This is a genomic window from Rhodococcus sp. USK13 (assembly GCF_018343855.1).
GTDB lineage: Bacteria > Actinomycetota > Actinomycetes > Mycobacteriales > Mycobacteriaceae > Rhodococcus_F > Rhodococcus_F oxybenzonivorans.
In genome coordinates this window covers 181,509-203,991 of record NZ_CP069242.1, presented here as the reverse complement: position 1 = coordinate 203,991, position 22,483 = coordinate 181,509, and the positions used below count along the sequence as shown (strand labels likewise).

General features: G+C 66.1%; 24 protein-coding genes, 3 tRNA genes and 1 pseudogene. 10 read left to right on the top strand and 18 right to left on the bottom strand.

The features are described 5' to 3' along the window. Positions 1-5 precede the first annotated feature (5 nt). On the top strand, positions 6-611 hold the full coding sequence (locus tag JQT59_RS03720; RefSeq protein WP_109326108.1) for a helix-turn-helix domain-containing protein: 606 nt from the start codon (positions 6-8) through the stop codon (positions 609-611). An 80-nt stretch (positions 612-691) separates the two neighbouring features. Further along, entirely contained in the window at positions 692-2,569 is a 1,878-nt protein-coding gene (locus JQT59_RS03715) for a glycosyltransferase (RefSeq protein WP_213574642.1), read from the top strand. On the opposite strand, the gene JQT59_RS03710 is transcribed toward JQT59_RS03715, so the two are convergent. From JQT59_RS03710 to JQT59_RS03685, 6 genes and pseudogenes are all read right to left on the bottom strand, one after another. Continuing rightward, a complete protein-coding gene (locus tag JQT59_RS03710; RefSeq protein ID WP_213574640.1) occupies positions 2,561-3,433 on the bottom strand; it encodes a TylF/MycF/NovP-related O-methyltransferase in 873 nt (290 codons plus the stop codon). The two genes, JQT59_RS03715 and JQT59_RS03710, sit on opposite strands and share 9 nt — an antisense overlap. A gap of 63 nt (positions 3,434-3,496) precedes the next feature. Continuing rightward, positions 3,497-4,529, bottom strand: a pseudogene (rsgA, locus tag JQT59_RS03705) (ribosome small subunit-dependent GTPase A). Positions 4,530-4,722: 193 nt separating this feature from the next. Further along, the gene (gene glfT1 / locus JQT59_RS03700; RefSeq protein WP_213574638.1) at positions 4,723-5,634 is read right to left on the bottom strand and encodes a galactofuranosyltransferase GlfT1; all 912 of its coding nucleotides are present in this window, start codon (positions 5,632-5,634) and stop codon (positions 4,723-4,725) included. After that, positions 5,631-6,572 carry a galactan export ABC transporter ATP-binding subunit Wzt/RfbE gene (wzt, locus tag JQT59_RS03695; RefSeq protein WP_249354095.1) on the bottom strand — a complete coding sequence of 314 codons (942 nt, stop codon included), beginning with the start codon at positions 6,570-6,572 and terminating at the stop codon, positions 5,631-5,633. The genes glfT1 and wzt overlap by 4 nt, the downstream gene beginning before the upstream one ends. Before the next feature lie 99 nt (positions 6,573-6,671). Continuing rightward, positions 6,672-7,544: a galactan export ABC transporter permease subunit Wzm/RfbD gene (wzm, locus tag JQT59_RS03690; protein ID WP_213574636.1), complete on the bottom strand. Its 873-nt coding sequence runs from the start codon at positions 7,542-7,544 to the stop codon at positions 6,672-6,674. Positions 7,545-7,592: 48 nt separating this feature from the next. After that, on the bottom strand, positions 7,593-8,174 hold the full coding sequence (locus JQT59_RS03685) for a bacterial proteasome activator family protein (protein ID WP_213574634.1): 582 nt from the start codon (positions 8,172-8,174) through the stop codon (positions 7,593-7,595). Between the two features lie 133 nt (positions 8,175-8,307). Here JQT59_RS03685 and JQT59_RS03680 point away from each other — a divergent pair, with 133 nt between their 5' ends. Continuing rightward, positions 8,308-9,510, top strand: a complete 1,203-nt coding sequence (locus JQT59_RS03680; protein ID WP_109326121.1) for a cysteine desulfurase-like protein — start codon at positions 8,308-8,310, stop codon at positions 9,508-9,510. Between the two features lie 64 nt (positions 9,511-9,574). Here the strand turns inward: JQT59_RS03680 and JQT59_RS03675 are convergent, their stop codons facing one another. After that, the gene (locus JQT59_RS03675) at positions 9,575-10,570 is read right to left on the bottom strand and encodes an NAD(P)H-quinone oxidoreductase (protein WP_213574632.1); all 996 of its coding nucleotides are present in this window, start codon (positions 10,568-10,570) and stop codon (positions 9,575-9,577) included. A 123-nt stretch (positions 10,571-10,693) separates the two neighbouring features. Between JQT59_RS03675 and JQT59_RS03670 the strand changes: the two genes are divergently transcribed. Both JQT59_RS03670 and JQT59_RS03665 read left to right on the top strand, forming a co-directional pair. Then, a complete protein-coding gene (locus JQT59_RS03670; RefSeq protein WP_109326123.1) occupies positions 10,694-11,176 on the top strand; it encodes a MarR family winged helix-turn-helix transcriptional regulator in 483 nt (160 codons plus the stop codon). A 42-nt stretch (positions 11,177-11,218) separates the two neighbouring features. Then, a tRNA-Ser gene (locus tag JQT59_RS03665) sits at positions 11,219-11,305 on the top strand. Positions 11,306-11,367: 62 nt separating this feature from the next. On the opposite strand, the gene JQT59_RS03660 is transcribed toward JQT59_RS03665, so the two are convergent. From JQT59_RS03660 to JQT59_RS03630, 7 genes are all read right to left on the bottom strand, one after another. Next, positions 11,368-11,745, bottom strand: coding sequence for a TfoX/Sxy family protein (locus tag JQT59_RS03660; RefSeq protein ID WP_213574630.1), 378 nt, complete (start codon positions 11,743-11,745; stop codon positions 11,368-11,370). 26 nt (positions 11,746-11,771) lie between these two features. Further along, positions 11,772-12,563: a VOC family protein gene (locus tag JQT59_RS03655; protein ID WP_213574628.1), complete on the bottom strand. Its 792-nt coding sequence runs from the start codon at positions 12,561-12,563 to the stop codon at positions 11,772-11,774. Between the two features lie 23 nt (positions 12,564-12,586). Further along, a complete protein-coding gene (locus tag JQT59_RS03650) occupies positions 12,587-13,567 on the bottom strand; it encodes a TIGR03086 family metal-binding protein (protein ID WP_213574626.1) in 981 nt (326 codons plus the stop codon). Next, positions 13,567-13,881, bottom strand: coding sequence for an ArsR/SmtB family transcription factor (locus tag JQT59_RS38280; protein WP_236603354.1), 315 nt, complete (start codon positions 13,879-13,881; stop codon positions 13,567-13,569). Before JQT59_RS38280 ends, JQT59_RS03650 begins: the two co-directional genes overlap by 1 nt. 75 nt (positions 13,882-13,956) lie before the next feature. Then, complete coding sequence (locus JQT59_RS03640; protein WP_213574624.1) at positions 13,957-14,646, bottom strand: WXG100-like domain-containing protein; 690 nt, start codon at positions 14,644-14,646, stop codon at positions 13,957-13,959. Further along, positions 14,646-14,960, bottom strand: a complete 315-nt coding sequence (locus JQT59_RS03635; protein ID WP_213574623.1) for a WXG100 family type VII secretion target — start codon at positions 14,958-14,960, stop codon at positions 14,646-14,648. The genes JQT59_RS03640 and JQT59_RS03635 overlap by 1 nt, the downstream gene beginning before the upstream one ends. Then, a complete protein-coding gene (locus tag JQT59_RS03630) occupies positions 14,957-15,415 on the bottom strand; it encodes a YbaB/EbfC family nucleoid-associated protein (protein ID WP_213574621.1) in 459 nt (152 codons plus the stop codon). The genes JQT59_RS03635 and JQT59_RS03630 overlap by 4 nt, the downstream gene beginning before the upstream one ends. Before the next feature lie 219 nt (positions 15,416-15,634). Between JQT59_RS03630 and JQT59_RS03625 the strand changes: the two genes are divergently transcribed. Continuing rightward, positions 15,635-16,642: an alpha/beta hydrolase gene (locus JQT59_RS03625; protein WP_213574618.1), complete on the top strand. Its 1,008-nt coding sequence runs from the start codon at positions 15,635-15,637 to the stop codon at positions 16,640-16,642. Here JQT59_RS03625 and JQT59_RS03620 read toward each other — a convergent pair whose 3' ends face one another. Next, positions 16,643-18,340 carry a bifunctional metallophosphatase/5'-nucleotidase gene (locus JQT59_RS03620; protein ID WP_213574616.1) on the bottom strand — a complete coding sequence of 566 codons (1,698 nt, stop codon included), beginning with the start codon at positions 18,338-18,340 and terminating at the stop codon, positions 16,643-16,645. 90 nt (positions 18,341-18,430) lie between these two features. Then, entirely contained in the window at positions 18,431-19,507 is a 1,077-nt protein-coding gene (gene hisC / locus JQT59_RS03615) for a histidinol-phosphate transaminase (RefSeq protein WP_213574614.1), read from the bottom strand. Positions 19,508-19,567: 60 nt separating this feature from the next. On the opposite strand from hisC, the gene JQT59_RS03610 reads away from it, so the two are divergent. The 3 genes from JQT59_RS03610 (at position 19,568) to JQT59_RS03600 (ending at position 20,592) form a co-directional block, all read left to right on the top strand. After that, positions 19,568-20,293, top strand: a complete 726-nt coding sequence (locus JQT59_RS03610) for a dienelactone hydrolase family protein (RefSeq protein ID WP_213574612.1) — start codon at positions 19,568-19,570, stop codon at positions 20,291-20,293. 93 nt (positions 20,294-20,386) lie between these two features. Next, positions 20,387-20,478 (top strand) — tRNA-Ser (locus JQT59_RS03605). 41 nt (positions 20,479-20,519) lie between these two features. Next, positions 20,520-20,592, top strand: a tRNA-Arg gene (locus JQT59_RS03600). Between the two features lie 67 nt (positions 20,593-20,659). Here JQT59_RS03600 and JQT59_RS03595 read toward each other — a convergent pair. After that, on the bottom strand, positions 20,660-21,004 hold the full coding sequence (locus JQT59_RS03595; protein ID WP_213574610.1) for a YybH family protein: 345 nt from the start codon (positions 21,002-21,004) through the stop codon (positions 20,660-20,662). A gap of 115 nt (positions 21,005-21,119) precedes the next feature. Between JQT59_RS03595 and JQT59_RS03590 the strand changes: the two genes are divergently transcribed. Beyond that, positions 21,120-22,025 carry a LysR family transcriptional regulator gene (locus tag JQT59_RS03590; RefSeq protein ID WP_213574608.1) on the top strand — a complete coding sequence of 302 codons (906 nt, stop codon included), beginning with the start codon at positions 21,120-21,122 and terminating at the stop codon, positions 22,023-22,025. 9 nt (positions 22,026-22,034) lie between these two features. Here JQT59_RS03590 and JQT59_RS03585 read toward each other — a convergent pair whose 3' ends face one another. Then, positions 22,035-22,457 (bottom strand): SHOCT domain-containing protein, encoded by a 423-nt coding sequence (locus JQT59_RS03585; protein ID WP_213574606.1) that lies wholly within the window; start codon positions 22,455-22,457, stop codon positions 22,035-22,037. Positions 22,458-22,483 lie beyond the last annotated feature (26 nt).

Sequence of the window (22,483 nt, the reverse complement as noted above, 5' to 3'; positions counted from 1 at the left end):
AGGGTATGAGCGACGACATTCCCGACCTCGGCGGTGTCCTCGACGCCGTGGGTCCACGCCTGAAGGCACTCCGTCAGCAGCGCGGCGCAACGCTGGCGCAACTGTCGGACGCCACCGGCATATCGGTGAGCACCCTGTCCCGCCTCGAGTCCGGTCAGCGCAAACCCACGCTCGAGCTGATGCTGCTCCTCGCCCGAGCGCACCAGCTTCCGCTCGACGAACTCGTCGACGCGCCCGCCACCGGTGACCCGAGGGTCCACCTTCGGCCGATCGAGCGTTTCGGCACGAAGATCATTCCCCTCACCCGCAGACCGGGAGGAATCCAGGCGTTCAAGCATGTCATCCCGGCGCGGGAGCCGTCGCCGAGCGAACCGCAGTTGCAAGTCCACGAGGGGTACGAATGGCTCTACGTCCTCTCCGGGCGGCTTCGCCTTCTGCTCGGAGAACACGATGTGATCCTCACCGCGGGTGAGGTGGCCGAGTTCGACACGCATGTACCGCACTGGTTCGGCAACCCTGGTCCCGAGCCGGTCGAAATACTGAGCCTTTTCGGGCCGCAGGGGGAGCGGGCCCACGTCCGGGCCCGGCCCGCCGGGGATGCAGCGCTCTGACCGGCACGACCGGGCGCACCACCCAGCCGGAAAGGCGGGCTGAGCCGCGGCGAAGGTCTCGATCGCGATACCCTGCCCGGGTGGATACAGCGAACGCCTCCGTTTCCGACGTCGAGCTGACCGAGCACCGGGCGGTGTCCGATCGACTCGTCGCGCAGCGAGGACCGTTCACGGGCACCTCACCGATCGTCAACGACGACCTGTACGCAGTGGTCAAGCGGGGCGGGTCCACCCGTACCCGCTTCGCACTACATCTGCACGCCGGCGCCACCGTCCACACCAACACCTTCTTCGGCCGGTTCCCGGCCAGCTACTGGCAGCGATGGACCACTGCGGCCGAGGTCACTGCCACAGCGCGGATCGACGCCGCAGACCACTGCCGGGCGCAGCTCCTGGCCTCCGACATCGGCGGGCACCGCCGCATCATCGCCGCCGAGGTGATCACCGGTTCCGGCACGGTCACCCTCACCGCGAAACTCGACAAGTTCGCCGACGGCGGCGCCTTGTGGCTGCAGTTCGATGCGCTCGAGGGCGGCGTCACCGTTGCCGACATCGAGTGGACGGTGGCCTCTCCCGAGACCGTCCGGCCGGTGGCCATCGCGATCTGTACGTTCAACCGGGCCGACGACTGCGCCAACACCGTCGCCGCCCTCGCGTCCGACGAGCGGGTGCTCTCTTCCCTCGACGCGGTGTACGTCGTCGACCAGGGCACCGATCCGGTGGAGACCCGCGAACTGTTCCAACAGGTCGCCCCGAAGTTCGGCGACCGGCTGCACTACCTCCGCCAGGCCAACCTCGGCGGCGCTGGCGGCTTCAGTCGTGGCCTCTACGAGGCATCCGCCGCGGGCCCGCATGCCGATGTCCTTCTGATGGACGACGACGTTTTGTGTGAGCCGGAGAGCGTGTTGCGACTGAGCGCCTTCGCGAACATGACCACCGACCCGGCCCTGATCGGCGCCCAGATGCTGTTCCTGTACAACCCCAACTACCTGTTGGCGTCCGGGGAACGCGCCGATCTGGCGACGCTGCGGCGCGGGCTACCGACCGACAAATACGGAGTCCGGAACAGCAACGTTTTGAAGAAACTGCCCGAGCGCCGCATCGATGCCGAGTACAACGGCTGGTGGTCGTGCCTCATCCCGGCCGAAGTGGTCCGGCAGATCGGGATGCCGCTGCCCGTCTTCTTCCAGTGGGACGACGTCGAATACAGCTTGCGGGCCGGCCGGGCGGGCATCCCGACGATCACCCTGCCGTCGACCGGGGTCTGGCACGCCGATTTCTATTGGAAGGATGTCGACGGCTTCGCGCATTACTTCAGCACCCGCAACGGGCTGATCACCGCTGCCCTCGACCCCGGTTTCGCGCCGACATCCCTGGCCAAGCAGCTCAGCCGGGAAATCAGTCATTCGATCGTGAGCTTGCAATACGGCCTCGCGCACACGCAGCTGCGGGCGATCGAGGGCTTCCTCGAAGGCCCGAATGCCCTCGCAGATGGTGGGCAGGCAGCTCTCGCCATGATCAACAAGGAGCGCACCCGGTTCCCGGAGACCATCGCCAGGCCGGTGTCCGAGCTGCCGGCGGGCGTCCGGTTCCGTCGAGCCGATCCGCCTCCGAAGGCGGGCTGGGACGATCTGGTGCTCGCGAAACGAGCCGCCGCCCACCTTCGCGGACGCCTCGAGCGCGGGCCCGTCGCGATCTCCTACGAGGACGCGCGGTGGTGGCATGTCGGACGGTTCGACCACGTGTATGTCACGGACGCGTCGCAAGCCGGTGTGCGCGAACGCAAATACGACAGGGAGCTCGCTGCCGAGATGGGTGGCCGCCTCGCCGGAGTGATGAAACGATTCCGGGCGGAGGCGCCAACCGTCGCGGAGGCGTTCCGTGCCGAGATGCCCACCCTCACCAGCCGTGAAAACTGGACCCGGCTCTACGAGCAGATGAACCAAGCGTCATCGTGATATCGGTTCGGTGATCCGCACGACCACCTGCTCGTGGTTGGCCGTGTAACCGAGGTACTCGAAACCGATTTCCGTGCGGTCGACGAATTCCCTCCACGCCCGGTATTCGTGTTCCTGCCAACCCGGATAGTTGAAGAATTCGTCGAAGACGATCACCGTTCCGGCGACAAGCCGGAGGCCGATCCGGTCCAGCACCGTCTTGGTCGACGAATACAGGTCGGCGTCGAGGTGCACGAAAGCCACCGGATCCGGATGTGTGTCGAGGAAATCGGCGAGCGTGTCCTCGAAGAGTCCCGGGACCAGTTGGGCGCCGCGCACCTGGGGCATCTTCTCCTGGGCGAACTCGCCCGCCGGGAAGCCGGTACGCCAGGTCTGCGGCAGTCCCGAGAACACGTCGAAGCCGAAAACCTCGTGCTGGGCATCCTTGAGCTGTTCGACGATGATCCGCAGGGTGGTACCCGACGCGACACCGAACTCGAGCGCCATTCCGGGAATCTGCACCTGGGACAATCCGTACCGCAGCGTGTCGTGGGGATTCCAGAACACGGGAGCTTTCGGCATGTGCTCGAGCACGAACGCCGCCGATTGGTTGGTGGCTCCGACATCGAGGGCCTGCGTGATGTCGCGACGAGCCTGCTGTTCGAGTTCGCCGAGCCTTTGCTGAACGTCGGATACCTCCATCCGGGCATCCGACAGTTCCGACAGGACGCGCGAGAGTTCCTTATTGGTGGCGGACAGCTCGGCCAGCGTCTGATCGTGCTGGTTCTCGTGCAACTCGCGAGAACGCCGATCCGATTCGGCCACCACCTCATACACGGCGCGCTGAAGCTTGAGTCTGGCCTTTCGCCGAAATCCCTCGAACATGTATCCATGCTGCCAGGTCGCATCCCGGCTCAGGGCCGAACCGGGATGCGAGTTGGGCAGGTGTCAGTGACCGCGCGTTCGATACATCCGGCGATGCCCGCGGGCGATGATCTTCCACTCCCGTTCCCGCTCGGCGCGTAGCCGGGCATCGGCCCGTGACGCGATCCAGCCGTTCTCGCGAATCAGCTTGCGGTAGCGACAATTCGTCGTTCGGGAAGATCGCCGCGCTCGACCGCGGCCAGCACCGCACAACCGGCTCCGTCTCGTGTGAACAATCCCGGAACCGGCACTGCGCGGCCCAGTCGTCGATCTCGGGGAACGCCTTGTCGATGCCGTCCGCCGCGTCCCACATGCCGACACCGCGCAGGCCCGGCGTATCGATCAGGGCGCCACCCTGCGGAAGCGGCAGCAGTTCTCGGTGCGAGGTCGTGTGCCTACCCTTGTGATCGCCCTCGCGAACACGGCCTGTGGCGAGCAGATCCGCGCCGAGCAACGCGTTGGCGAGCGTCGACTTGCCCGCACCGGACGGTCCGATCAGAGCGATGGTGCCGTCGATCAATGCGGTCAGAGCAGCGACGCCGTCGCCGGTCTCGGCGCTGACCGCCAGCACCACCGAACCGGGCGAGACTGCAGCTACGGCGGTGACTGCGGTGGAAACATCCTCGGCAGCATCGGCTTTGGTGAGAGCGACTACCGGCGTCGCACCGCTCTCCCAGGCCAGTGCCAGCAGTCGTTCGATGCGGCCGAGATCGAGGTCGGTGTCGAGAGCGGAGGCGATCACCACCGTGTCGACGTTCGCGGCGAGCACGTGGCCGTCGGATCTGCCGGAGGCGGCGGACCGGACTATGGCGCTGCGCCGCGGGAGCAGGTCGGCGACAACGATCGTGTCACCGCTCGTACGGACAGTGACCCAGTCGCCGGTGCAGAGCGCATGCTCGCCGTTCTCGGCACGAACGATGTCCGAAGACGTTGCGACGTCGCAACGTCCGCGGTCGACGCGGATCACGCGCCCGGGCTCGGAACCCTCGGTCGTGTAGTCGTCGAAGGGAAGGGTGTCGTTCCAGCCGTAAGCCAGGAGTTGTCCAGGGTTGAACATGATGAGTGGAATCCTCAGGTCGGTGAAGTGCCGACCGGACCACGATCAGGGTTCGGTCAGGCGAAGGAAGGGGGAGTGTGGACGCACGCGGCGTCGACCGACGAGACAATCATCGGACACTCACTCCTTCGCGACACTTTCCGGACCGTTCGAGAATCAGGATCCCACCCGACGGAACGTCGGACAACCGATTTTACGGCCGCTCGAAGCGCTCCCGGCGTCCCAGCTTCCGCAGTCGCATCCATTCACGCAATCCCTGCACGTCACGCCGTGTGACGAGGAAATACCACCCGAACCGCACCCATTCCTGGGGAAGCAGCTTCCGCATTCCCGGCTGCGACAGCAGGTATCCCCGATTGCGGTAGGTGAAGTAACGCTTGACCTCGTTGTCGGGGTACTGCGTATGCATCCGGCCGCCGAGGATCGGTTTGAACTCCTCAGCGCCGTTCGGGTGCACGTATGCCGTCTGCAGGCACGTTCCGAAGGGAAGACCGGACCGCACCAGCCGGCGATGCACCTCCACCTCGTCACCGCGCACGAACAGGCGCAGATCCGGAACCCCGACCGCGTCGATCGTGGACGCACGGAACAGTGCGCCGTTGAACAGGGAGGCGATGCCCGGCAGCAGATCGGCGGAGTCGTCACCGTCCTTGTGCAGTTCCGAACGAAGCCGCCGCCATTCCACCCCGCGTCTCAGCGGAAACGCCAGGCGGTCGGGATCGTCGATGTCGCAGACGACAGGCGACACCTCGGCCAGCCCGTGCCGGTTCGCGCAGTCGAGCAGGGTCTCGAGCACCTCGTCGCCCTCGGGACGGCCGTCGTCATCGGCCAGCCACACCCAGTCGGCGCCCAGCGACAGCGCATAGAGGATGCCGAGTGCGAAGCCTCCCGCACCACCGAGGTTGTGCCGCGACCCCAGGTAGCTGGTCGGAATACCCGCAGACTCGACGAGGGTCCGCACTTCGTCCTCGGCGGCATTGTCGACGACCACCAGATGATCGAGCGGCCGAGTCTGCGACGCCAGCACCTTCAGCGACTGCGCGAGCAGTTCCCGGCGCTTGTGCGTGACGACGACGCCGATGATCCGCTCGGCGGGAGCGCTCACGCGGACTCCGCCTCCGTGCCTGTGCCCGTACCGGTGCTCGTGCTCGTGTTCGCACTTGTCCCTGTACGAACGGGACGTTCGTTCGGTCCAGCGCCACCAGCGTCCCGTTCGTACGAACGCGAGGGAGCAGTCAAGCCGGCCTTCTCCCGTTCGAGCTCGTAGATCACGTGCCGGACGTGGTCGGCTGCGTCATCCCCCTCGTACGCCCGTACGACGTCCTCGATGCCACCCTGCTGGCGAATCCGGCCGTGATCGATCCACATCGCGGTGTCGCAGAGCTGGGCGAGGAACTCGTTGGAATGGCTGGCGAACACCAGAATCCCGGACCGTTCGACGAGCGCCTGCAACCGGACCCGGGCCTTCTTCATGAACTCCGCGTCGACGGCGCCGATGCCCTCGTCGAGGAGAAGGATTTCGGGGTCGATGCTGGTCACCACGCCCATCGCGACGCGCACGCGCATCCCGGTGGAGTAGGTGCGCAGCGGCATCGACAGATACTCGCCCAGCTCCGTGAACTCGGCGATTTCATCCATCTTCGCGAGCATCTGCTTACGGGTCTGACCGAGAAACAGTCCGCGGATGATGATGTTCTCGTAGCCGGAGATCTCGGGGTCCATGCCGACACCGAGGTCGAAGACCGGCGCCACACGGCCGCGGATGCTCGCGCTGCCGCGGGTGGGCTCGTAGATGCCCGACAGCAGTCGCAGAAGCGTCGACTTTCCGGCGCCGTTGTGGCCGACCAGCCCGATCCGGTCACCCTCCTTCAGCGACAAGGTGATGTCGCGCAGGGCCTCGACCACCACCACGTCGGAACTGTTCCGGCCGATGGAACCGCCGGCCTTGCCGAGGAAGGCCTTCTTCAGCGACCGCGACTTGGCGTCGAAAATGGGGAAGTCGACACAGGCATCCCGTGTCTCGATACTCACGTGCTCCGTCATCGCCCCTCGCTTCGCTCAACAGTTGTCATTGCCGCTCGCTTCGCTCAACCGTTGTCATTGCCCCTCGCTTCGCTCAACCGTTGTCATTGCTCGAAACCCCTAAACCCAGTAGGGCACGCGGGCCCGGTACTTGCGAAGCGCGAGGATGGCGGCGGCCCACCCGACAACGGTGATGGCCAGCACGATGTACCAGTGGTACGCCTGCTGGTCCTGTCCGATCATCGGCGCCCGGACGATGTCGAGATAGTGGAACAACGGGTTCAGCTCGGCGAGCTTGACCCGCTCGGCGGCTTGACCACCCTGCGCCTCGAGGCTCTGGGTGGTCCACATGATCGGGGTCAGCACGAACAGCAGCAGCGTCAGGCTGGAGAGGATCGGCGCGATGTCCCGGTAACGGGTGGAGAAGATGCCGAACATGATCGACACCCACGCCGCGTTGAGAACGATCAGCCCCAGGGCCGGGATCGCGGCCAGCGAAGTCCACGTCAAGTCGCGCCACACGCCGAATGCCACGAGCATGATCACGTAGATCAACAGGTTGTGGGCGAACAGCAGCAACTGTCGCCACACCAGCCGATACACGTGCACGCTCAGTGCCGACGGCAACTGCTTGATCAGGCCCTCATTGGCGATGAAGACCTCGGAGCCCTCGAGGATGCTGGCACTGATCAGGTTCCAGACGATCAGTCCCACCGTCACGTACGGAAGGAACTCCGGCAGTGGGATGTCCAGGAGCGCGGCGTACAGAATTCCGATGGCCGCAGCCTGCACGCCGGTGGCGATCGTGATCCAGAACGGGCCGATCACCGACCGGCGGTACCGCTGCTTGATGTCCTGCCAGCCGAGGCTCAGCCACAGCTCTCGCTGAGCGAAGCCGTCCCGGAGGTCCTTGAACGCACGACGGAAGGTCTGCGAGTCGGACACCGGGTGCGGAACGCCTGTGGCCTCGGATTCGATAGCGGATGCTGACACGGGCACCGAGCCTACCGGGAGTCGACTTCCACGCTGCGCCGCCCGTTGCTACAGGTACTGGCCGGTACCGCTCGATTGGTGTCCCTCGCCGTGGTTCTGCGGCGGGTGCGGGTTGCCGATGCTGATGCCCGGCGGGAGGGCGCCCTGGCGCATCATTTCCAGCTGCGAGCGTGCCGCCATCTGCTGGGCGAAGAGCGCGGTCTGGATTCCGTGGAACAAGCCTTCCAGCCAGCCGACCAGCTGCGCCTGCGCAATGCGGAGCTCCGCGTCCGACGGGACGGTGTCGTCGGTGAAGGGCAACGTGAGGCGCTCGAGCTCGTCCCGCAACTCGGGGGCGAGCCCCTGCTCGAGCTCGCTGATCGACGACTTGTGGATGTCTTTGAGCCGGGTGCGGCTGGCGTCGTCGAGAGGTGCCGCCCGCACCTCCTCGAGGAGCTGCTTGATCATCGTCCCGATCCGCATCACCTTGGCGGGCTGCTCGACCATGTCGGCCACCGACTCCGGTTTCGCGTTGTCTTCGGCGCCGGCTTCGGCGTCGGCGGATCGCTTCGCGGCCTCTTCGACGGGTACGGCCACAGGCTGACCGTCGGGGCCGATCACGAGGACGTGTTCATTCTCCGAGTTCGTCATGACTCCATCTTGTCTGTTCGCGCTCGGGCATGCGCGGGTGCGTCCGATTTCTCCACATTCAGGGTTTGTTGCACACCACAACAAGAGGCGGCTGGCTTCGACCGTATTGACTCAGGGTCCTAGAGTGTCGGGCATGGCTTACGACGTTGCCCGCGTACGGGGACTGATCCCGTCACTCGGCGACGGTTGGATCCATCTCGATCCTCAGGCCGGCATGCAGATCCCCGACGCGGTGTCGCGCACCGTTTCGACGGCGTTCCGGGCGTCCGCCTCCTCGTCGACCGGCCGTCACGTGTCCAGCCGGCGGAGCGCTGCAGTGCTCGACGCCGCCCGCGCCGCCGTCGCCGACCTGGTCGGTGGTGATCCTGCCGGGGTGGTCCTCGGACCCGACCGTGCCGTCCTGCTCGCCTGGCTGGCCGAGTCGTTGAGCACACGACTCGGACTCGGAACCGGGCTGGTTCTCTCCCGTCTCGACGAAGAAGCGAACGTAGCGCCCTGGCTCCGCGTGGCCGGCCGCTACGGCGCCCAGGTCCGCTGGGCCGAGGTCGAGATCGAGACCTGCGAACTCCCCAGCTGGCAGTTCCAGGACCTCATCACCACCACAACCCGGCTCGTCGCACTCACCGCGGCATCCCCGATCGTCGGCTCCGCGCCCGACGTCCGAGTTGCCGCAGATCGCGTCCACGAGGTGGGCGGTCTGATGGTCGTCGATGCCATCGGCGCCGCGCCCTACGCCCACGTCGACATCAACGAACTCGGAGCCGACGTCGTCGCTGTCGGAGCCACCTCCTGGGGTGGGCCGCAGGTCGGCGCCCTCGTCTTCCGCGACCCCACCCTCCTCGACCGCATCCCCGCCGTCTCGCTCAACCCCTATGCGCGGGGCGTCGAACGACTCGAGGTCGGGGGACACCAGTTCGCCCTGCTCGCCGGGCTCACCACCTCGATTGACTTTCTCGCCGGACTCGACGAATCCGCCACGGGATCACGCCGGGAAAAGCTCGAGACGTCCATCAGCTCGTTGCAGAACTATCAGGACACCCTCTTCGACCACCTCATGTCGTCGCTCAAGAGGCTCCCGCAGATCATGGTCATCGGCCGGTCACCGAGCCGGGTACCCACCCTCAGCTTCACCGTCGCCGGAGTCTCCGCCGACAAGGTGGCGTCCCATCTGGCCGACAAACGCATCGCCACAGTCAGCGGCGTCCACGGTGGATCCCGACTCCTCGACGCCCTCGGCGTCAACGACGAAGGCGGCGCGGTCACCATCGGCCTCGCCCCGTACACCACGCGGTACGAGATCGATCAGCTCGTCGGCGAACTCGCTTCACTGGGCTGACGTACGCACCGCCCCGCCGCTGACCCGATGGGGTACTCGGTCAGCGGGAGGCGGCGCGAGGGTGTCAGCGCCGCGGAATGGTGAGGATCACTTTGCCGACGGTCTCCGGGGAGTCGAGCAGCTCGTGGCCGCGCGGCGCCTCGGTGATCGGCAGTTCGGCCGACACCACGGGTTGTATCGCGCCCTCGGTGATAAGTGGCCACAGGCGGTTTCGGACGTCGGCGACGATTTCCGCCTTGCTCTCGCGTCCGTTCTCGGGACGGCCGCGTAGTCCGGTGGCAGTGATGTTGCCGCGCTTCGCGAACAGTCGGGTGAGATCGAGCTCGCCTTTGCGTCCGCCCTGGAACCCGATGATGACGAGCCGTCCGTCCGACGCCAGCGCGTCGATATTGCGGCCGAGGTACGAGCCGCCCATGTTGTCGAGAATCACATCGGCGCCGTGTCCGTCCGTCGCCTTCTTCACCTCTTCGGCGAAGTCGGCTTCGCGGTAGTTGACGAGGATGTCGGCACCCAGCTCGCGGCAGCGTTCCAGTTTTGCCTCGGATCCCGCCGTGACGGCCACCCGCGCGCCCAACGCGACACCCACCTGGATGGCATGGGTGCCGATGCCGCCGCCACCGCCGTGCACTAGCAGGACGTCACCGCGCGACAACCCGGCCCGCATCACCACGTTCGACCACACCGTGCAGGCAACCTCGGGCAGGGAAGCGGCGACGAGGAGATCGACGCCCTTCGGTACCGGTAGTAGCTGGGTCGCGGGGACGGCCACCCGTTCGGCGTAACCACCACCGGCGAGCAGGGCGCACACGTGATCGCCGACGGACCACTCCGAGACGCCGTCGCCGACCTCGGCGACGATGCCGGAACATTCGAGGCCGAGAATGTCGCTGGCACCGGGCGGCGGCGGGTAGAACCCCTGGCGTTGGGTCAGATCTGCGCGGTTGACGGCGGTAGCCGCCACATCGATGAGAACGTGGCCGGGTAGCAGTTCGGGTTCGGGCTGCTCCGCCCATCGCATGACTTCCGGACCACCCGGCTGATCGATCGTGATCGCATACATGAAGGACGACGTTAGCGAATCCAGGCGACACACGGTCCCTGCGAGCGATCCCGCTTGTCACATCGAGGGATTGGGGCCCCGACGCTACTGGAAAGTAACGTCAGGCTACTAGAATATGAACCTGTGACAGCAGAAACCTCCGACGCCGAAGTCGAGACCAATTGGTTGACCCCGGCCGAGATGCGCGCATGGCGCGGCTATATGGACGGCAACCAGCGGCTCATGGACGTCCTCAACAGGGATCTGCAAGAAAAGCACGATCTGTCGCTCGCCGATTACCGAATTCTCGTGCTGCTGTCCGAATCGCCCGACGGATCGCTACGGATGTCCGATCTCGCCGACGGGGTCCTGTCCTCGCGCAGTCGCCTCACGCATCAGATCCGGCGCATGGAGGCGCAAGGCATGGTCACCCGGGACACCTGCCTGGAGGACGGCCGGGGTGTTCTCGCCGTCATCACTGACGAAGGTCGCGCGCGACTGGCCGAGGCGGCACCCACCCACGTAGCCGGGGTCCGGCGCAACCTCGTCGATCAGCTCACCAAATCGCAGCTCAAAGTACTCGCCGAGGTGTTCGAGCGGGTAGACAAAGCCATCGGTGACCGCTGACCGGTTGCAGCCGCCGACACCGTTACCGATAGGATCGCGCACGGAAGCGTGGCAGAGCGGCCGAATGCACTCGCCTTGAAAGCGAGCGTGGCGTTAAACCCACCGGGGGTTCAAATCCCTCCGCTTCCGCCGAAGAAGCGGGCCCCCGGCCCGGCACCACACGTGCCGGGTCGGGGCCGCTTCTCATTCCTCTACCCGCGAGGGCGTGCAGACTTCCGGGCTTTGGGCGCCTTCGGCGGCAGTTCCGCTACCTCCGCGAGCGCGCGTTCGAGCCACCGCCTGGCCTGATCCGGGGTGTCGCGCCAGTGGTCCGGCAGGGCGAGGTATTCGCGCATCGGCTTTTCTCCGGGTCCGAACGGGCCGACTCCGTCCGCAGACGACAGCTCGTCGTTCGCCTGCTCGCTGAGGAGCCGGACCCCGACGCTCGGTCCGAGTAGTCCCGCGAACATGTTGCCGTTGACGAAGGCGCCGAGGTTGCCGAACATCGGCTTCACTTGGACACCGGGTCGGTCGGGAATCAGTGACCGGAAGAATTCCTTGTCCGCTTCGGTCGGCTTCGGCATCTCCATGAACAGTCCTTTCGCTGCGCTCGGATCTACTGTTCCGGGCGCTCTTCGGGGGTCATGATGCTGAAGACGGCGCCCTGGGGGTCGGCGACTCCGGCCATCCGTCCGACCGTCGGAATGTCCATGGCCTCTTCGACGATCGCGCCGCCGAGTTCGACCACTTTTGCGGCGCTGGCGTCGACGTCCTCCACTGCGAAATACACGCGCCAATGGTTCGGCGTATTCGGATGGAGCGGTGCACCGGCGCCGCCGACCTGATCGTCACCGACGTGGAACAGGGTGTAGGTGTAGTCGGGTCCCATGGACATCTGTGTGGTGGTGGTCCCGAGGATGCTGTTGTAGAAGCGGACCGCCGTGTCGACGTCGGTGGTGTTCAGTTCGTTCCAGAGGCAGGCCCCCGGGTCTCCGACGAGGCCGGCGCCGATGTGCTTGTTCGCCTGCCACAATCCGACTGCAGCCCCGGTGGGGTCGGTGACGAACGACATGCGGCCCGCTTCCCCCACGTCGAACGCCGGCATCAGAACCTGGCCGCCTGCGCCGGGGACCTTCGCGAGCGTCGCGTCGACGTCGTCGACGGCGATGTAGGTGTTCCAATTCGCCGGCGCCCCGGCCGCGGCCGCGTCGGGCTGTAGTGGCGCGATGGCGGCGACGTTCTCGCCGCGCACGGTGGCCATCGAGTAGACGGGGCCTTCGGGCATCGGCCGGTCGTCGTATTCCCAGCCGAGCAGTTCAGCATAGAACTTCTTGGCCGCGTCCTGATCACTGGTTTGGAGATCCACCCAGTTCGGGGTTCCTTGCGGGTATTTCGTTTTGATCGGCATGGCGGTTCCTTTCGGTGAGGAGATCAGGCCGTCGGGAGTGGGCGACCGGTGAAGGCGATCAAACGCTCGAAGGGGTCGGCGGTGTGTTCGGCAGGTACCGGGTCGGCGAATCCGACGGCACCCCGGGCTTCCGGCCGGATGATGGTGTGTGCCAGTCCGAGTACGTACTCGGAGAGTGCAGGATCGACGGTGACATTCCGGTCGACGGCTGCTGCGAAATCCCAGGCGTGCACCAAGAATTCGATGGACAATATTCCTACGGCGATAGGTGCCGGGACTGTGTTCCCCCCGATGATCACGGTCCCGTCAAGTCCGCGGCGCCGCCACGCTTCCAATGCCTGTTGGGCTTCGTCGGCGATCCTGGTTTCTACCGGCTTTCCCGGTTCGTCGTCGATCTTCGGACCGGCGGCGGAGCCGATGGTCGTGATCGATCCGGCGAGGTGGTCGGCGAGCTGCGCGACGGTGAACTCGGTACACACCGTCTGGGCGGACATGTCGTCGGCAGTGAGATCGCGTAGCGCCCGCTGCACGACCGCCAGAGTTGCCTCTGCGCTCGACAATTCGTCGAGAGGCTGCGGGAGCGCCGCCCATTCGTCGGGTCCGGCGTCGCCCACGACGGCGGCTGCGGCGAGGCGATCGAGATAGTGGGTCCAGCCCTCGGCGTGGCGGGCTGCCTGTTCGTCGCTCAGTCCTTCGTGAACCAGTCGCACCTCGGTTCCGCCTGCGGTAGGAGTGAGGGTCACGGTGACGGTCGAGGTGCCGGGCGGAAGGTCTTCGCTCTCTTCCCAACCCCACGTGAAGACAATTCGCCGGCCGGGGTCGACTTCCTGGAATGTTCCTGCGGCCGAGTGTCCGGGCACGACGGTCCAGCGGTATCCGCCGCCCGTTCGGAGATCGACCCGCGCCGCGACCGTCTGCCACCTGCGTAACCGTTCGGGCTCGGTGACGAGTGCGAAGGTGGCGTCCGGGTCGAGCGGAACGACAACGGTTTTGTCGAATGGCATCAGCGGTCTCCTTTGGAAGCTGCTTCCTCGGTGGCGTCCGCGACGAGCCGGTCGAGTTCGTCGATCCAGAACGAATCGAACAGCGTGCGGAGTTGGGCAAGGCCCTGTGGATCGAGCCGGTAGTACCTGAAACGTCCGTCTTTACGTGCGGTGACCAGCCCCGCGTCCATGAGCACCCGAAGATGCTGAGAAATGGCCGACCGGCTCGCGGAAAAGTGCGCCGCAAGCGTGTTGACGGTCTGTTCCCCAGATGTCAGCAGATGCATCAAGCGTCTCCGGGTTGGCTCGGCTGCAACTTCCAACTGGTCGAGCACGTCCAATACGTTAGTCGCGGCTAACGCGTTGTGCAATGGGTCACACGGTGCTGATGTCGCCACGAGTCGACCCGATCACCGGTCGGTCGCGGGCTCGTGCACCTCGATCCCGAACTCGCCGAACAGTGCGCTGGTGGCGCCGTCGGTGGCTCCCGTGATCAGTGAGTTCGTGAGCATGCCGACGTCTAATCCGTTTCGACCACCGGTCACGATCTGCAGTGCCTGGATTCCGCTGTCGACCGCGACGCTCTGTGCTGCAGCGACTGCGGCTTGTTCGAGAACCGCAATGATCAGATCCCGAATGATCATGCGGATGGTGACCTGCGTTGCGGCTTCCGCCGCCATTGCACCTGCAGCGCTCACGCCGAGCGTCGGTACCGCTGCGGCGGCCATCGCCACGAGCTCCGCCAGCAATATGGCCAGTGCCGCAATGATCGACAGTTTCGCGTATTCGACGTTGGTCGCCGTCGACTCGCACATCGCGGACAGGTTCTCGCACAGGGCCGCGAGATCGTGGAGGGCGCCAGCGTCTCCACCGTACTTCTGCCAGTGCTGCGACATGGCAGTGGCGACGTCGCCCTCGACGGCGGACAACGCGTCGCGCAGTGCGGCGTCACCGTCCGCCGCGAGGTTCTTCAGCCCCGTGGAGGCTGTGCACCAGGCGTCGGCGAGTCGGCGCAGTGACGTCTCGTCGGCCGCGGGCCAACGGGAACCGGACGCCAGCCAGGCCACCGGCTTCACGACTTCGGGGAGTTCGATGCCCATCAGAAGGCCTCGCCCAGTCGCCGGGAGAACCGCGTATCCGTTGCTTCGAAGGATTCGGCCGTCGCTCGCATCCCGTCACCGATCGCGGAGAAAAGCGCGACGAGAGACAAGGCGGCGTGGACCGCTGACTCCGCCCCGGGAACGTAGTGCCGGGCGAATGCCGTCCCACCCTCGTCGGAGCCCCACGCAGTTCCTTCGGCGTCGAGCGTGCTCGTCAACTCGGTCAGCAGGGCGTCGGCTGTGTCCGCGAGCGCATCGAAACGTGGCGCCACGGTCCGGAGATGGTGAGGGTCGACCCACAGTGCTCGACTCATCGGTCCGCTCCGCGCAGGATCGTGGCGTTCCATCCGGGTTCGTCGGCGGAAGGCGGCGGGTCACCCGGGCGCGGAGCATCCGGCATCAGTTCGGAGAGGGTAGGCAGGTCGGCGCGGGCGTCGAATACGGGTGCCAGGACCTGGGCAGTTCGCTCGCGTACGTCCGCCACGGCCAGACGTGCCGCTTCTGCCATCGAGGACGCCAGCGCCTCGGGGCTGGTGCGCTTGAACGCGTCCGGCGACAGTTCGACCGCCGTCACGTTTCCGCCGGCATCGACGCAGACCCGGACCACTCCGTTGCCCGAGGTACCCGAGCCCCTCGTGCGCTCGACCTCGGACTTGGCCCGGGCCAGGCTGTCGGCCTGCCGTCGCACAGCGTCGAGCATCGAATCGATCTGGTGGCGCAATTCTTCGTTGCGGGCACGCAGTTCGTGGCGTGCGGCCTGGTCGACCATCGAGTTCCTCCCCCATGCGGTCAGCTCGGCGTCAGTGCCTGCTCACGAGGTTGGACGCAGCGATCCCGCAATCGGTTCCCCTCACTCTCATATCGGTCTGGCCACAAGCGCACGCACCCGAATCACACAGCAATCACAAAACCTTTAAGCTCTGCTTGACCGGCCGCACTTTGTACTGTGCAATCGGGATTCACACGGTCCGGGAAGAGGGATTTCTTTATGCGTCGCCTAGCATTCGCTGCTGTCGGAGTGGCAGTGTCACTGACTCTGTCTGGGCCGGCGTTCACTGCTACGGCCGATCCGACGCCTTCTCCGGCGGCCCCCCGGGCGAGCAGTGCTGCGAGTGTCGACAAAATTGTGAAGATCACCCCTACCCGCAGTGCGATCTTCGTGAACTCGCCCGCCATGAACCGGGTGATTCAGGTGCAGGTGCTGCATCCGGCCGGTGGCGCTGCGCGCCCGTCGCTGTATCTGCTCGACGGGGTGAGCGCGGGCGCCGAGTCCGACTTCCGGGAAAGTACCTGGACGCAGAAGACGGACGTGGTCCAGTTCTTCGCCGACAAGAAGGTGAACGTGGTCCTGCCGGTGGGCGGCACCGCGAGCTACTACACCGACTGGCATCTGCCGGACCCCACCCTCGGCGTCAACAAGTGGGAAACCTTCCTCGCCGACGAACTGCCGCCGATCATCGATGCCCAGTTCAGCGGAAACGGAACCAACGCAGTTGCCGGCGTGTCCATGGGTGCCATGGGTGCGGCCAACCTCATGACCCGCCACCCGCACCTCTACCGTGGTCTCGCCGCCTACAGCGGCTGCCTCGACAACACTCAGCCCAGTTCACGTGATTCGGTCCGCGGCACGGTCGCTTTCAAGGGCGGAAATCCGGCCAACATGTGGGGACCGGACTTCGACCCGGCCTGGGCGGCCCACGACCCGACGGTCAATGCCGAAGCCCTGCGCGGCAAGCAGATTTACATCTCGACGGGCAACGGCCTTCCCGGACCGTACGAGATGGCGACAGGGGGAGACCTGGCCTCGACCATCGCGGTCGGCGGGCCCCTCGAAGCGGCGGCGAACCTCTGCACCCAGACGTTCCAGCAGCGGCTGAACGCGCTCGCCATTCCCGCCACCTTCGTCTACCGCAACTCGGGCACGCATTCGTGGCCGTACTGGCAGGACGAGCTCCGCACGTCGTGGCCCGTGCTCAGGGGCGCGCTCGGCATCTGATCAGGGGCGGCCGACCACCGCGATCCGATCGGTTCTCGGAGGTGACACGGGCGAGTCCGCGCCGAGGTAGGTGATGAAGGCGTCGAGATCGCAACCCGCGTGGACAGCCTCCGTGTGGGTGCGGAAGGCATCGAACCCGTCCCCGCCGTCGGCGAGGAACCTGTTGACCGCGACACGGTAGACACCCTCCGGCGACACCGGTTCTCCGTTCACGCGGATATCCGAGATGCGGTTGCCGACAGTCGCCGACCGGTCCATCGTGTACGTCAGCGAACTCGACGGCGACAGGATTCGCTCGGTGACGCTGCCATCTCCACGGGGCTGGAACTGTTGCTCGAGCACGCTGCGGAGGGTGGCGCCCGGAAGGGTCAGAACCTCGAGCGAGTTACCGAAGGGCTGGACGGCATACACCTGACCATAGGTGACGGCGTCTCCGACCAGGTCTGCGCGGAGACCGCCGGGATTGGTGAGTGCAACCTGAGCGCCGAACGCTGTTCCGGCGGCCAGCTGGGCATCGGCCACAGCGTTGCCCATCGCAGACTCGCCGCTGTCCGTCGTCTCCCGGGTGAGGTCGTGCTGCATCGACGCCACCCACGTTCGGCTGACCTCGCCCGCCCGTTCTCCCGCTCGGTCGACAAGCAGCCCAGTGTCGGGGTCGGGAGGTATGTCGTGCGTGACCACCTGATTGAACGAGGACGTGCGATCCCGCAGGAGGTCGCGGGTGGTGCGGTCGATCGCCACATCGACCACCGAGACGATACGGCCGTGCGAGGCGCCCTGCATCAGCACCCGCGGGTTTCCGGCCGGGTCGGGAAAGGTGCAGTTGTACTGCTGGTGCCCGTCGGCCGTGAAGATGACGTCCACCTTCGGGGAGGCGCGCAAGGCCACGTCGTGGGTGCGGCGGGATTCCACGTCGCACTCGTCCGGCCGATTGTCCTGGTCGACTTCGGTCTCTCGGTGCATGAGGAGGGCGACGGCCCGCACCCCGAAGAAGTCGAGTAAGTCTGCCGTCCGGTTCACGGCCGCGAGCTCGTCGGTGAACCGGAGCCCGTCCGCACCGCCCGACGTCACCATGTGTGCGGTATCGGCGGGCATCGTCGCGATCACCCCTATCGGGATGCCCTCGACGTAGTTCACCGCGAAAGGCAACGTCGCGGGTGCGCCGTCCTCGAACTGCAGGTTCGCAGCCAACAGCGGGAAATCGGCGCCCTCGAACGTGTCGTCGAAACGGCAACCGTCCATGGGGTGACAGCCGCCGCGCTGGAGTCGCAGGAACTCGGCGTACCCCTCGTCGAGCTCGTGATTGCCGATGGCGGAGGCGTCGACGCCCATCCGGTTGAGCAGTTGCACCGTCGGCTCGTCGTGAAAAGCAGCTGACTCGAGAGCTGACGATCCCCAGTTGTCGCCCACCGAGTACAGCAACGAGTGCGGGGATTGACCACGCAGTTGATCGACGTATGCCGCGAGATACGCGGCGCCGCCCGCGGGCACCCGTGACCCGTCCGCCTGCTTCACCTCACTACGAACGCCGAGGGGAGGTGTGAGACTGCCGTGCAGGTCGTTGAAGGCGAGGAAGCGCAACGACACCGGCGGCTCCTGCGCCTGCACGTCGGGAAGGCCGACGGTCACGGAGGTGGCGAGTGTCAACGACACCGCGGCGGCCACGACAGCGCTCCGTACCGCGACGCGATGGCGCATTGTGGGTGGCTCCCTTCGGCAAACCGCACTGAGTCTGCCAAGGGGGAATCACGGGAGCTATACCTGCAGGTAACGTTTACATCTCAGGACTTACGCGCGAACACCGACCTTCGCGATCGAGCGGGTCTCTGCGCTCGTCGCGAAGGCAAGGAATGCGTCGTTTTCCTGGGGGTCGCCGATAGTGATCCGTACCCCGTCGTCGCCGTAAGGCCGAAGCAGAACACCCGCTTCTGCGCTGGCAGCGCCGAACGGTCGGGATTCGGTTCCCAGCGGAAGATAGACGAAGTTGGCCGCAGACTCCGGCACGTCGTATCCGGCGTCGAGGAGGGCGTCGCGGACGCGGTTCCGTTCGGCGACGACGCTCTCGGTGCGGGCGAGCAATTCGTCGGCGGCGGCCAACGATGCGATGGCGGCGGCCTGGGCGACGGTGTTGACGGCGAAAGCGATGTGAACCTTGCCGAGCGCGGTGACGATCGTCGGATCGGCCACGGCGTAACCCACGCGGAGACCCGCCAGCCCGTAGGCCTTCGAGAAAGTGCGCAGCACGACGACGTTCGGCCGTCCACGAAACAGCTCGATGCCGTCCGCGTCGGACCTGTTGTACTCGAAGTAGGCCTCGTCGAGTGCCACGACGACACGATCGGGGACGGCGTCGAGGAACCGTTCGAGTTCGGCCTTCGTGAGGGCGTTACCCGTCGGGTTGTTCGGGTTGCAGACGAAGATCAGCCGCGTGCGGTCGGTGACGGCGGCCGCCATGGCGTCGAGGTCGTGACCGAAGTCGGCGGTCAGCGGAACCGTCACGGGAACGGCGCCGGCTACCTGGGTCACCACGGGGTACGCCTCGAAGGAGCGCCACGCGAAGATCACCTCGTCACCATCCTGGCAGGTGACCTGGACGAGTTCCTGGCACAGGCTGACCGAACCATTGCCTGCGGCGATGTTGTCGGTGGGGACGCCGAGGTGGCCTGCCAGCGCCTCGATCAAGGCCACGTGACCGTTGTCCGGATACCTGTTCGCGTTGCCCGCTGCTGCCGCGATGGCGTCCCGGACACTCGGCAGCGGACCGAGAGTGGTCTCGTTGCTCGCCAGCTTGATCGCACCCGGAAAGTTCTTGCCGGGTACGTAGGCCGGGATCGTGTCGAGGTCTGCCCTTGTTCGCGGAGTCACCAGGCGATTATGCGCCTCCGATCCGGTGCGTCGACGGCCAGTCCGTGCCAAGGTGGGGACATGTCGGGAATCTTCAGGGACACCGCGGTCCTGCAGGCGGTCGGCGGCGCACCGGCCGATCCGCAGGCGCGGGTTCCACTCACCGTGGCAGAGCCGGACGGCCCCGCACGTGGCGCGATTGTGGTGCTGCACGAGTCGCGTGTGTTCAGCGAGCCGCTCCTCGACTTGATGCGCTCACTGGCCGAGGAAGGGTGGGTGGCGGCGGCCCCGCACCTCTTCCACGGTCGTCCCGCGCACAGTGCAACCGAGGTCTTCGGCGAGTCGCTGTTCGCCGACTTCGACGCCACCGTGCACTGGCTGACGAGCCGCGGAGTCCTCTCCGATTGTGTCGGGGTTCTCGGTTTCGACGACGCCGGTACTGCCGCGCTGCTCGTCGCCACCAACCGCCCGATCGGAGCCGCTGTCAGTGTCTCCGCCCGCGGCATCGTCGAGCCGTTGTCTGACGATGCCCCTGCCCTCATCGACGCGGCGCCGTTGCTGCAGGCTCCGTGGCTCGGTCTGTATGGCGAGGACGATCCGTCCACCCCGCCGGAGCACGTCGAGCAGCTGCGGGACGCGACGGGAAAGGCATCGGTCGCGGCCCTCGTCGTCAGCTACGCCGGACTCGCGCACCGGGCGGACGAACCACTCCAGGTGCCTGACGGGCAGGACGACGCCCCCGGCGTCGAGAACATCGTCGACGCTCAACGCAGAATCTTCGACTGGTTCGACAGCAACCTGAGATAGCCCGTCCGCCGCTCTGACCAGCCGTTTTGTCTTGTCGTGGAAAGGTGTGTAATCTTTCGCTCCGGCGGTCCGAAGGGATCGGAACCACCCCAGGGAGGCGTGCCAGAGCGGCCGAATGGGACTCACTGCTAATGAGTTGTCCCTTTTACGAGGGACCGGAGGTTCAAATCCTCTCGCCTCCGCCACGCCGGTGCTAGTTGGCCGGTACAGCTATAACTGAAGACTTGCGCCCGTAGCTCAACGGATAGAGCACTTGACTACGGATCAAGAGGTTAGGGGTTCGAATCCCTTCGGGCGCACAACAGAAACCCCCTCACCACAGTGGTGAGGGGGTTTCTCGTGTCTGCGGTCGCACTCGAGGCGGCGTCAGGCGGTCGGCGGCACGAACTCCGGCTGGTCGAGCAGGCGAAGCCACGACCCGTCGGGCTGGCGACGCACTACTTGGGCGCGCGCCCCCGAACCATCTTTGGGTGGGGTGGCGGTGAGAGCGATGTCCTCGCTGATGAGGGTGGGTAGGGGAGTTTCCGGCTCGAAGTGCGGCGCATGGGCGAGGACGGATTCCCACAACTGCCGGATCGCCTCGCGGCCGACGGTCCGACTTCCGGGTGGATAGGCCATGACGGCGTTCTCCTCGTACAGTGCCGCGACTCCGGCTGCGTCGCCGACGTTGCTCCGCTCGACGAACAGGCGGGTCAGGTCCTCGGGTTTCATGGCCTTCTCGTACACAGCAGTCCTCTTGTTCGGATCGTTCGAAGTAATCCCAGCGTCGTTCCCGAGGGAGCGGAAGTCCAACAGATAGTTCTGCTCACTTCTAGAATCAGAGGTTATGGAACTGCGTCAGCTCGAGTACTTCGTAGCCGTGGCGGAAGAGGCCAATTTCACGCGGGCCGCGTTGCGTGTGCACATCAGTCAGTCGGGTATCAGCGCGCAGATCCGCCAACTCGAGCACGACCTCGGGACCACGCTCATCGACCGCTCGACTCGGACGGCCACGTTGACGGCGTCGGGAGAGGCCGCGCTCATCCATGCGAGGGAGGCACTGGCCGCCGCCGCTGCGGTGCGCGACGCCGTCGACGCCGTGAACCAGCTGGTTCGTGGACGCCTGGTGGTCGGCATGGTCACCGCCTGTACCGTCACCGGTCTGTTCGACGCGTTGGCGACGTTCCACGACGCGCATCCCGGCGTCGAGATCACCCTTCTCGAAGAGAGCTCCGATCAGCTTGTCGACCGAGTCCGTGGCGGCGACATCGACCTGGCACTCGTCGGCACGGCCACCGCACCGCCCGACGGGCTCGAGGCGTTCCCGATCATTTGCGAACGGTTGGTGGCGGCCGTGCCGCCGAATCACCCACTCGCGGGTCGAACCAGCGTGGCCCTGGCCGAACTCTGCGACCATGCGATCGTATGTATGGCCGCCGGAACAGGAATCCGGACCGTGTTCGACCAGGCGTGTGCCGCGTCGGATATCCGGCCCGGTATCGCATTGCAGGCCAGTGCCCCGGACACCGTCGCGGATCTCGCGCTCCGCGGACTCGGGGTCGCGATCCTCAGCGAATCGATGGCCGCCGCCTTCGATGGGCTGACGGCGCTCGTCCTCGACGACGTCGAGATCCCGGCGGTGCTGGCACTGGTGTGGAAAAGCGCTGCGAGTCCTGCAGTTCGCGAACTGGTCAGGCACACCCGACGTGCGTTCGCCGAGGCAGAAGCGCCGAAGATTCCCGTGCCGCGGTAGCGGCCGGGCTCACGAGCCCAGTAATTTCGCCTTCGCTGCGGCGAACTCTTCATCGGTGAGAACGCAGGCATCCTTCAAGCGCGCGAGTTCCTGAATACGCGACACGAGGTCGTCGCCGCTGATGAGCGCCTTAGCTTCGATGGACAATGCGGCGAGTCCGACGTTGTCGAGCTCTTCGCCCACCTCCACCTGCCGCAGCGTCCCGTCCTGCGACTTGGCGAGGAAGACGAGGTCGAGGATGGTGACGGTGCCCTGCTCGACGAGCTCTCGGAACGACTCGATCACCGCGGGGTCGGCGCGGTCACCAGGGAACGTGAGGAACAGGAACGCGACCGGTCCGACGTCAGCAGCTGTATTCGTTATGTCTTTCCCTGTGCCGGGGATGTTCTGATGTCGATGCTCGCGGCAGGCGGCAGGGTGCGCATCATCCACGACGGGTGATGTCGGCAGGCCCGGCC

Bases quoted from the DNA above. Each gene is read 5' to 3' on its own strand.
- JQT59_RS03595 (WP_213574610.1), bottom strand. From the start codon at position 21,004: ATGAAACCCGAGGACCTGACCCGCCTGTTCGTCGAGCGGAGCAACGTC.
- JQT59_RS03620 (WP_213574616.1), bottom strand. From the start codon at position 18,340: ATGCGCCATCGCGTCGCGGTACGGAGCGCTGTCGTGGCCGCCGCGGTG.
- JQT59_RS03610 (WP_213574612.1), top strand. From the start codon at position 19,568: ATGTCGGGAATCTTCAGGGACACCGCGGTCCTGCAGGCGGTCGGCGGC.
- JQT59_RS03630 (WP_213574621.1), bottom strand. From the start codon at position 15,415: ATGGTCGACCAGGCCGCACGCCACGAACTGCGTGCCCGCAACGAAGAA.
- JQT59_RS03660 (WP_213574630.1), bottom strand. From the start codon at position 11,745: ATGGAGATGCCGAAGCCGACCGAAGCGGACAAGGAATTCTTCCGGTCA.
- JQT59_RS03680 (WP_109326121.1), top strand. From the start codon at position 8,308: ATGGCTTACGACGTTGCCCGCGTACGGGGACTGATCCCGTCACTCGGC.
- JQT59_RS03640 (WP_213574624.1), bottom strand. From the start codon at position 14,646: ATGGGCATCGAACTCCCCGAAGTCGTGAAGCCGGTGGCCTGGCTGGCG.
- JQT59_RS03720 (WP_109326108.1), top strand. From the start codon at position 6: ATGAGCGACGACATTCCCGACCTCGGCGGTGTCCTCGACGCCGTGGGT.
- JQT59_RS03675 (WP_213574632.1), bottom strand. From the start codon at position 10,570: ATGTATGCGATCACGATCGATCAGCCGGGTGGTCCGGAAGTCATGCGA.
- JQT59_RS03685 (WP_213574634.1), bottom strand. From the start codon at position 8,174: ATGACGAACTCGGAGAATGAACACGTCCTCGTGATCGGCCCCGACGGT.
- JQT59_RS03590 (WP_213574608.1), top strand. From the start codon at position 21,120: ATGGAACTGCGTCAGCTCGAGTACTTCGTAGCCGTGGCGGAAGAGGCC.
- wzt (WP_249354095.1), bottom strand. From the start codon at position 6,572: ATGACGGAGCACGTGAGTATCGAGACACGGGATGCCTGTGTCGACTTC.
- JQT59_RS03655 (WP_213574628.1), bottom strand. From the start codon at position 12,563: ATGCCGATCAAAACGAAATACCCGCAAGGAACCCCGAACTGGGTGGAT.
- JQT59_RS03625 (WP_213574618.1), top strand. From the start codon at position 15,635: ATGCGTCGCCTAGCATTCGCTGCTGTCGGAGTGGCAGTGTCACTGACT.
- JQT59_RS03635 (WP_213574623.1), bottom strand. From the start codon at position 14,960: ATGAGTCGAGCACTGTGGGTCGACCCTCACCATCTCCGGACCGTGGCG.
- JQT59_RS03650 (WP_213574626.1), bottom strand. From the start codon at position 13,567: ATGCCATTCGACAAAACCGTTGTCGTTCCGCTCGACCCGGACGCCACC.
- JQT59_RS03710 (WP_213574640.1), bottom strand. From the start codon at position 3,433: ATGTTCGAGGGATTTCGGCGAAAGGCCAGACTCAAGCTTCAGCGCGCC.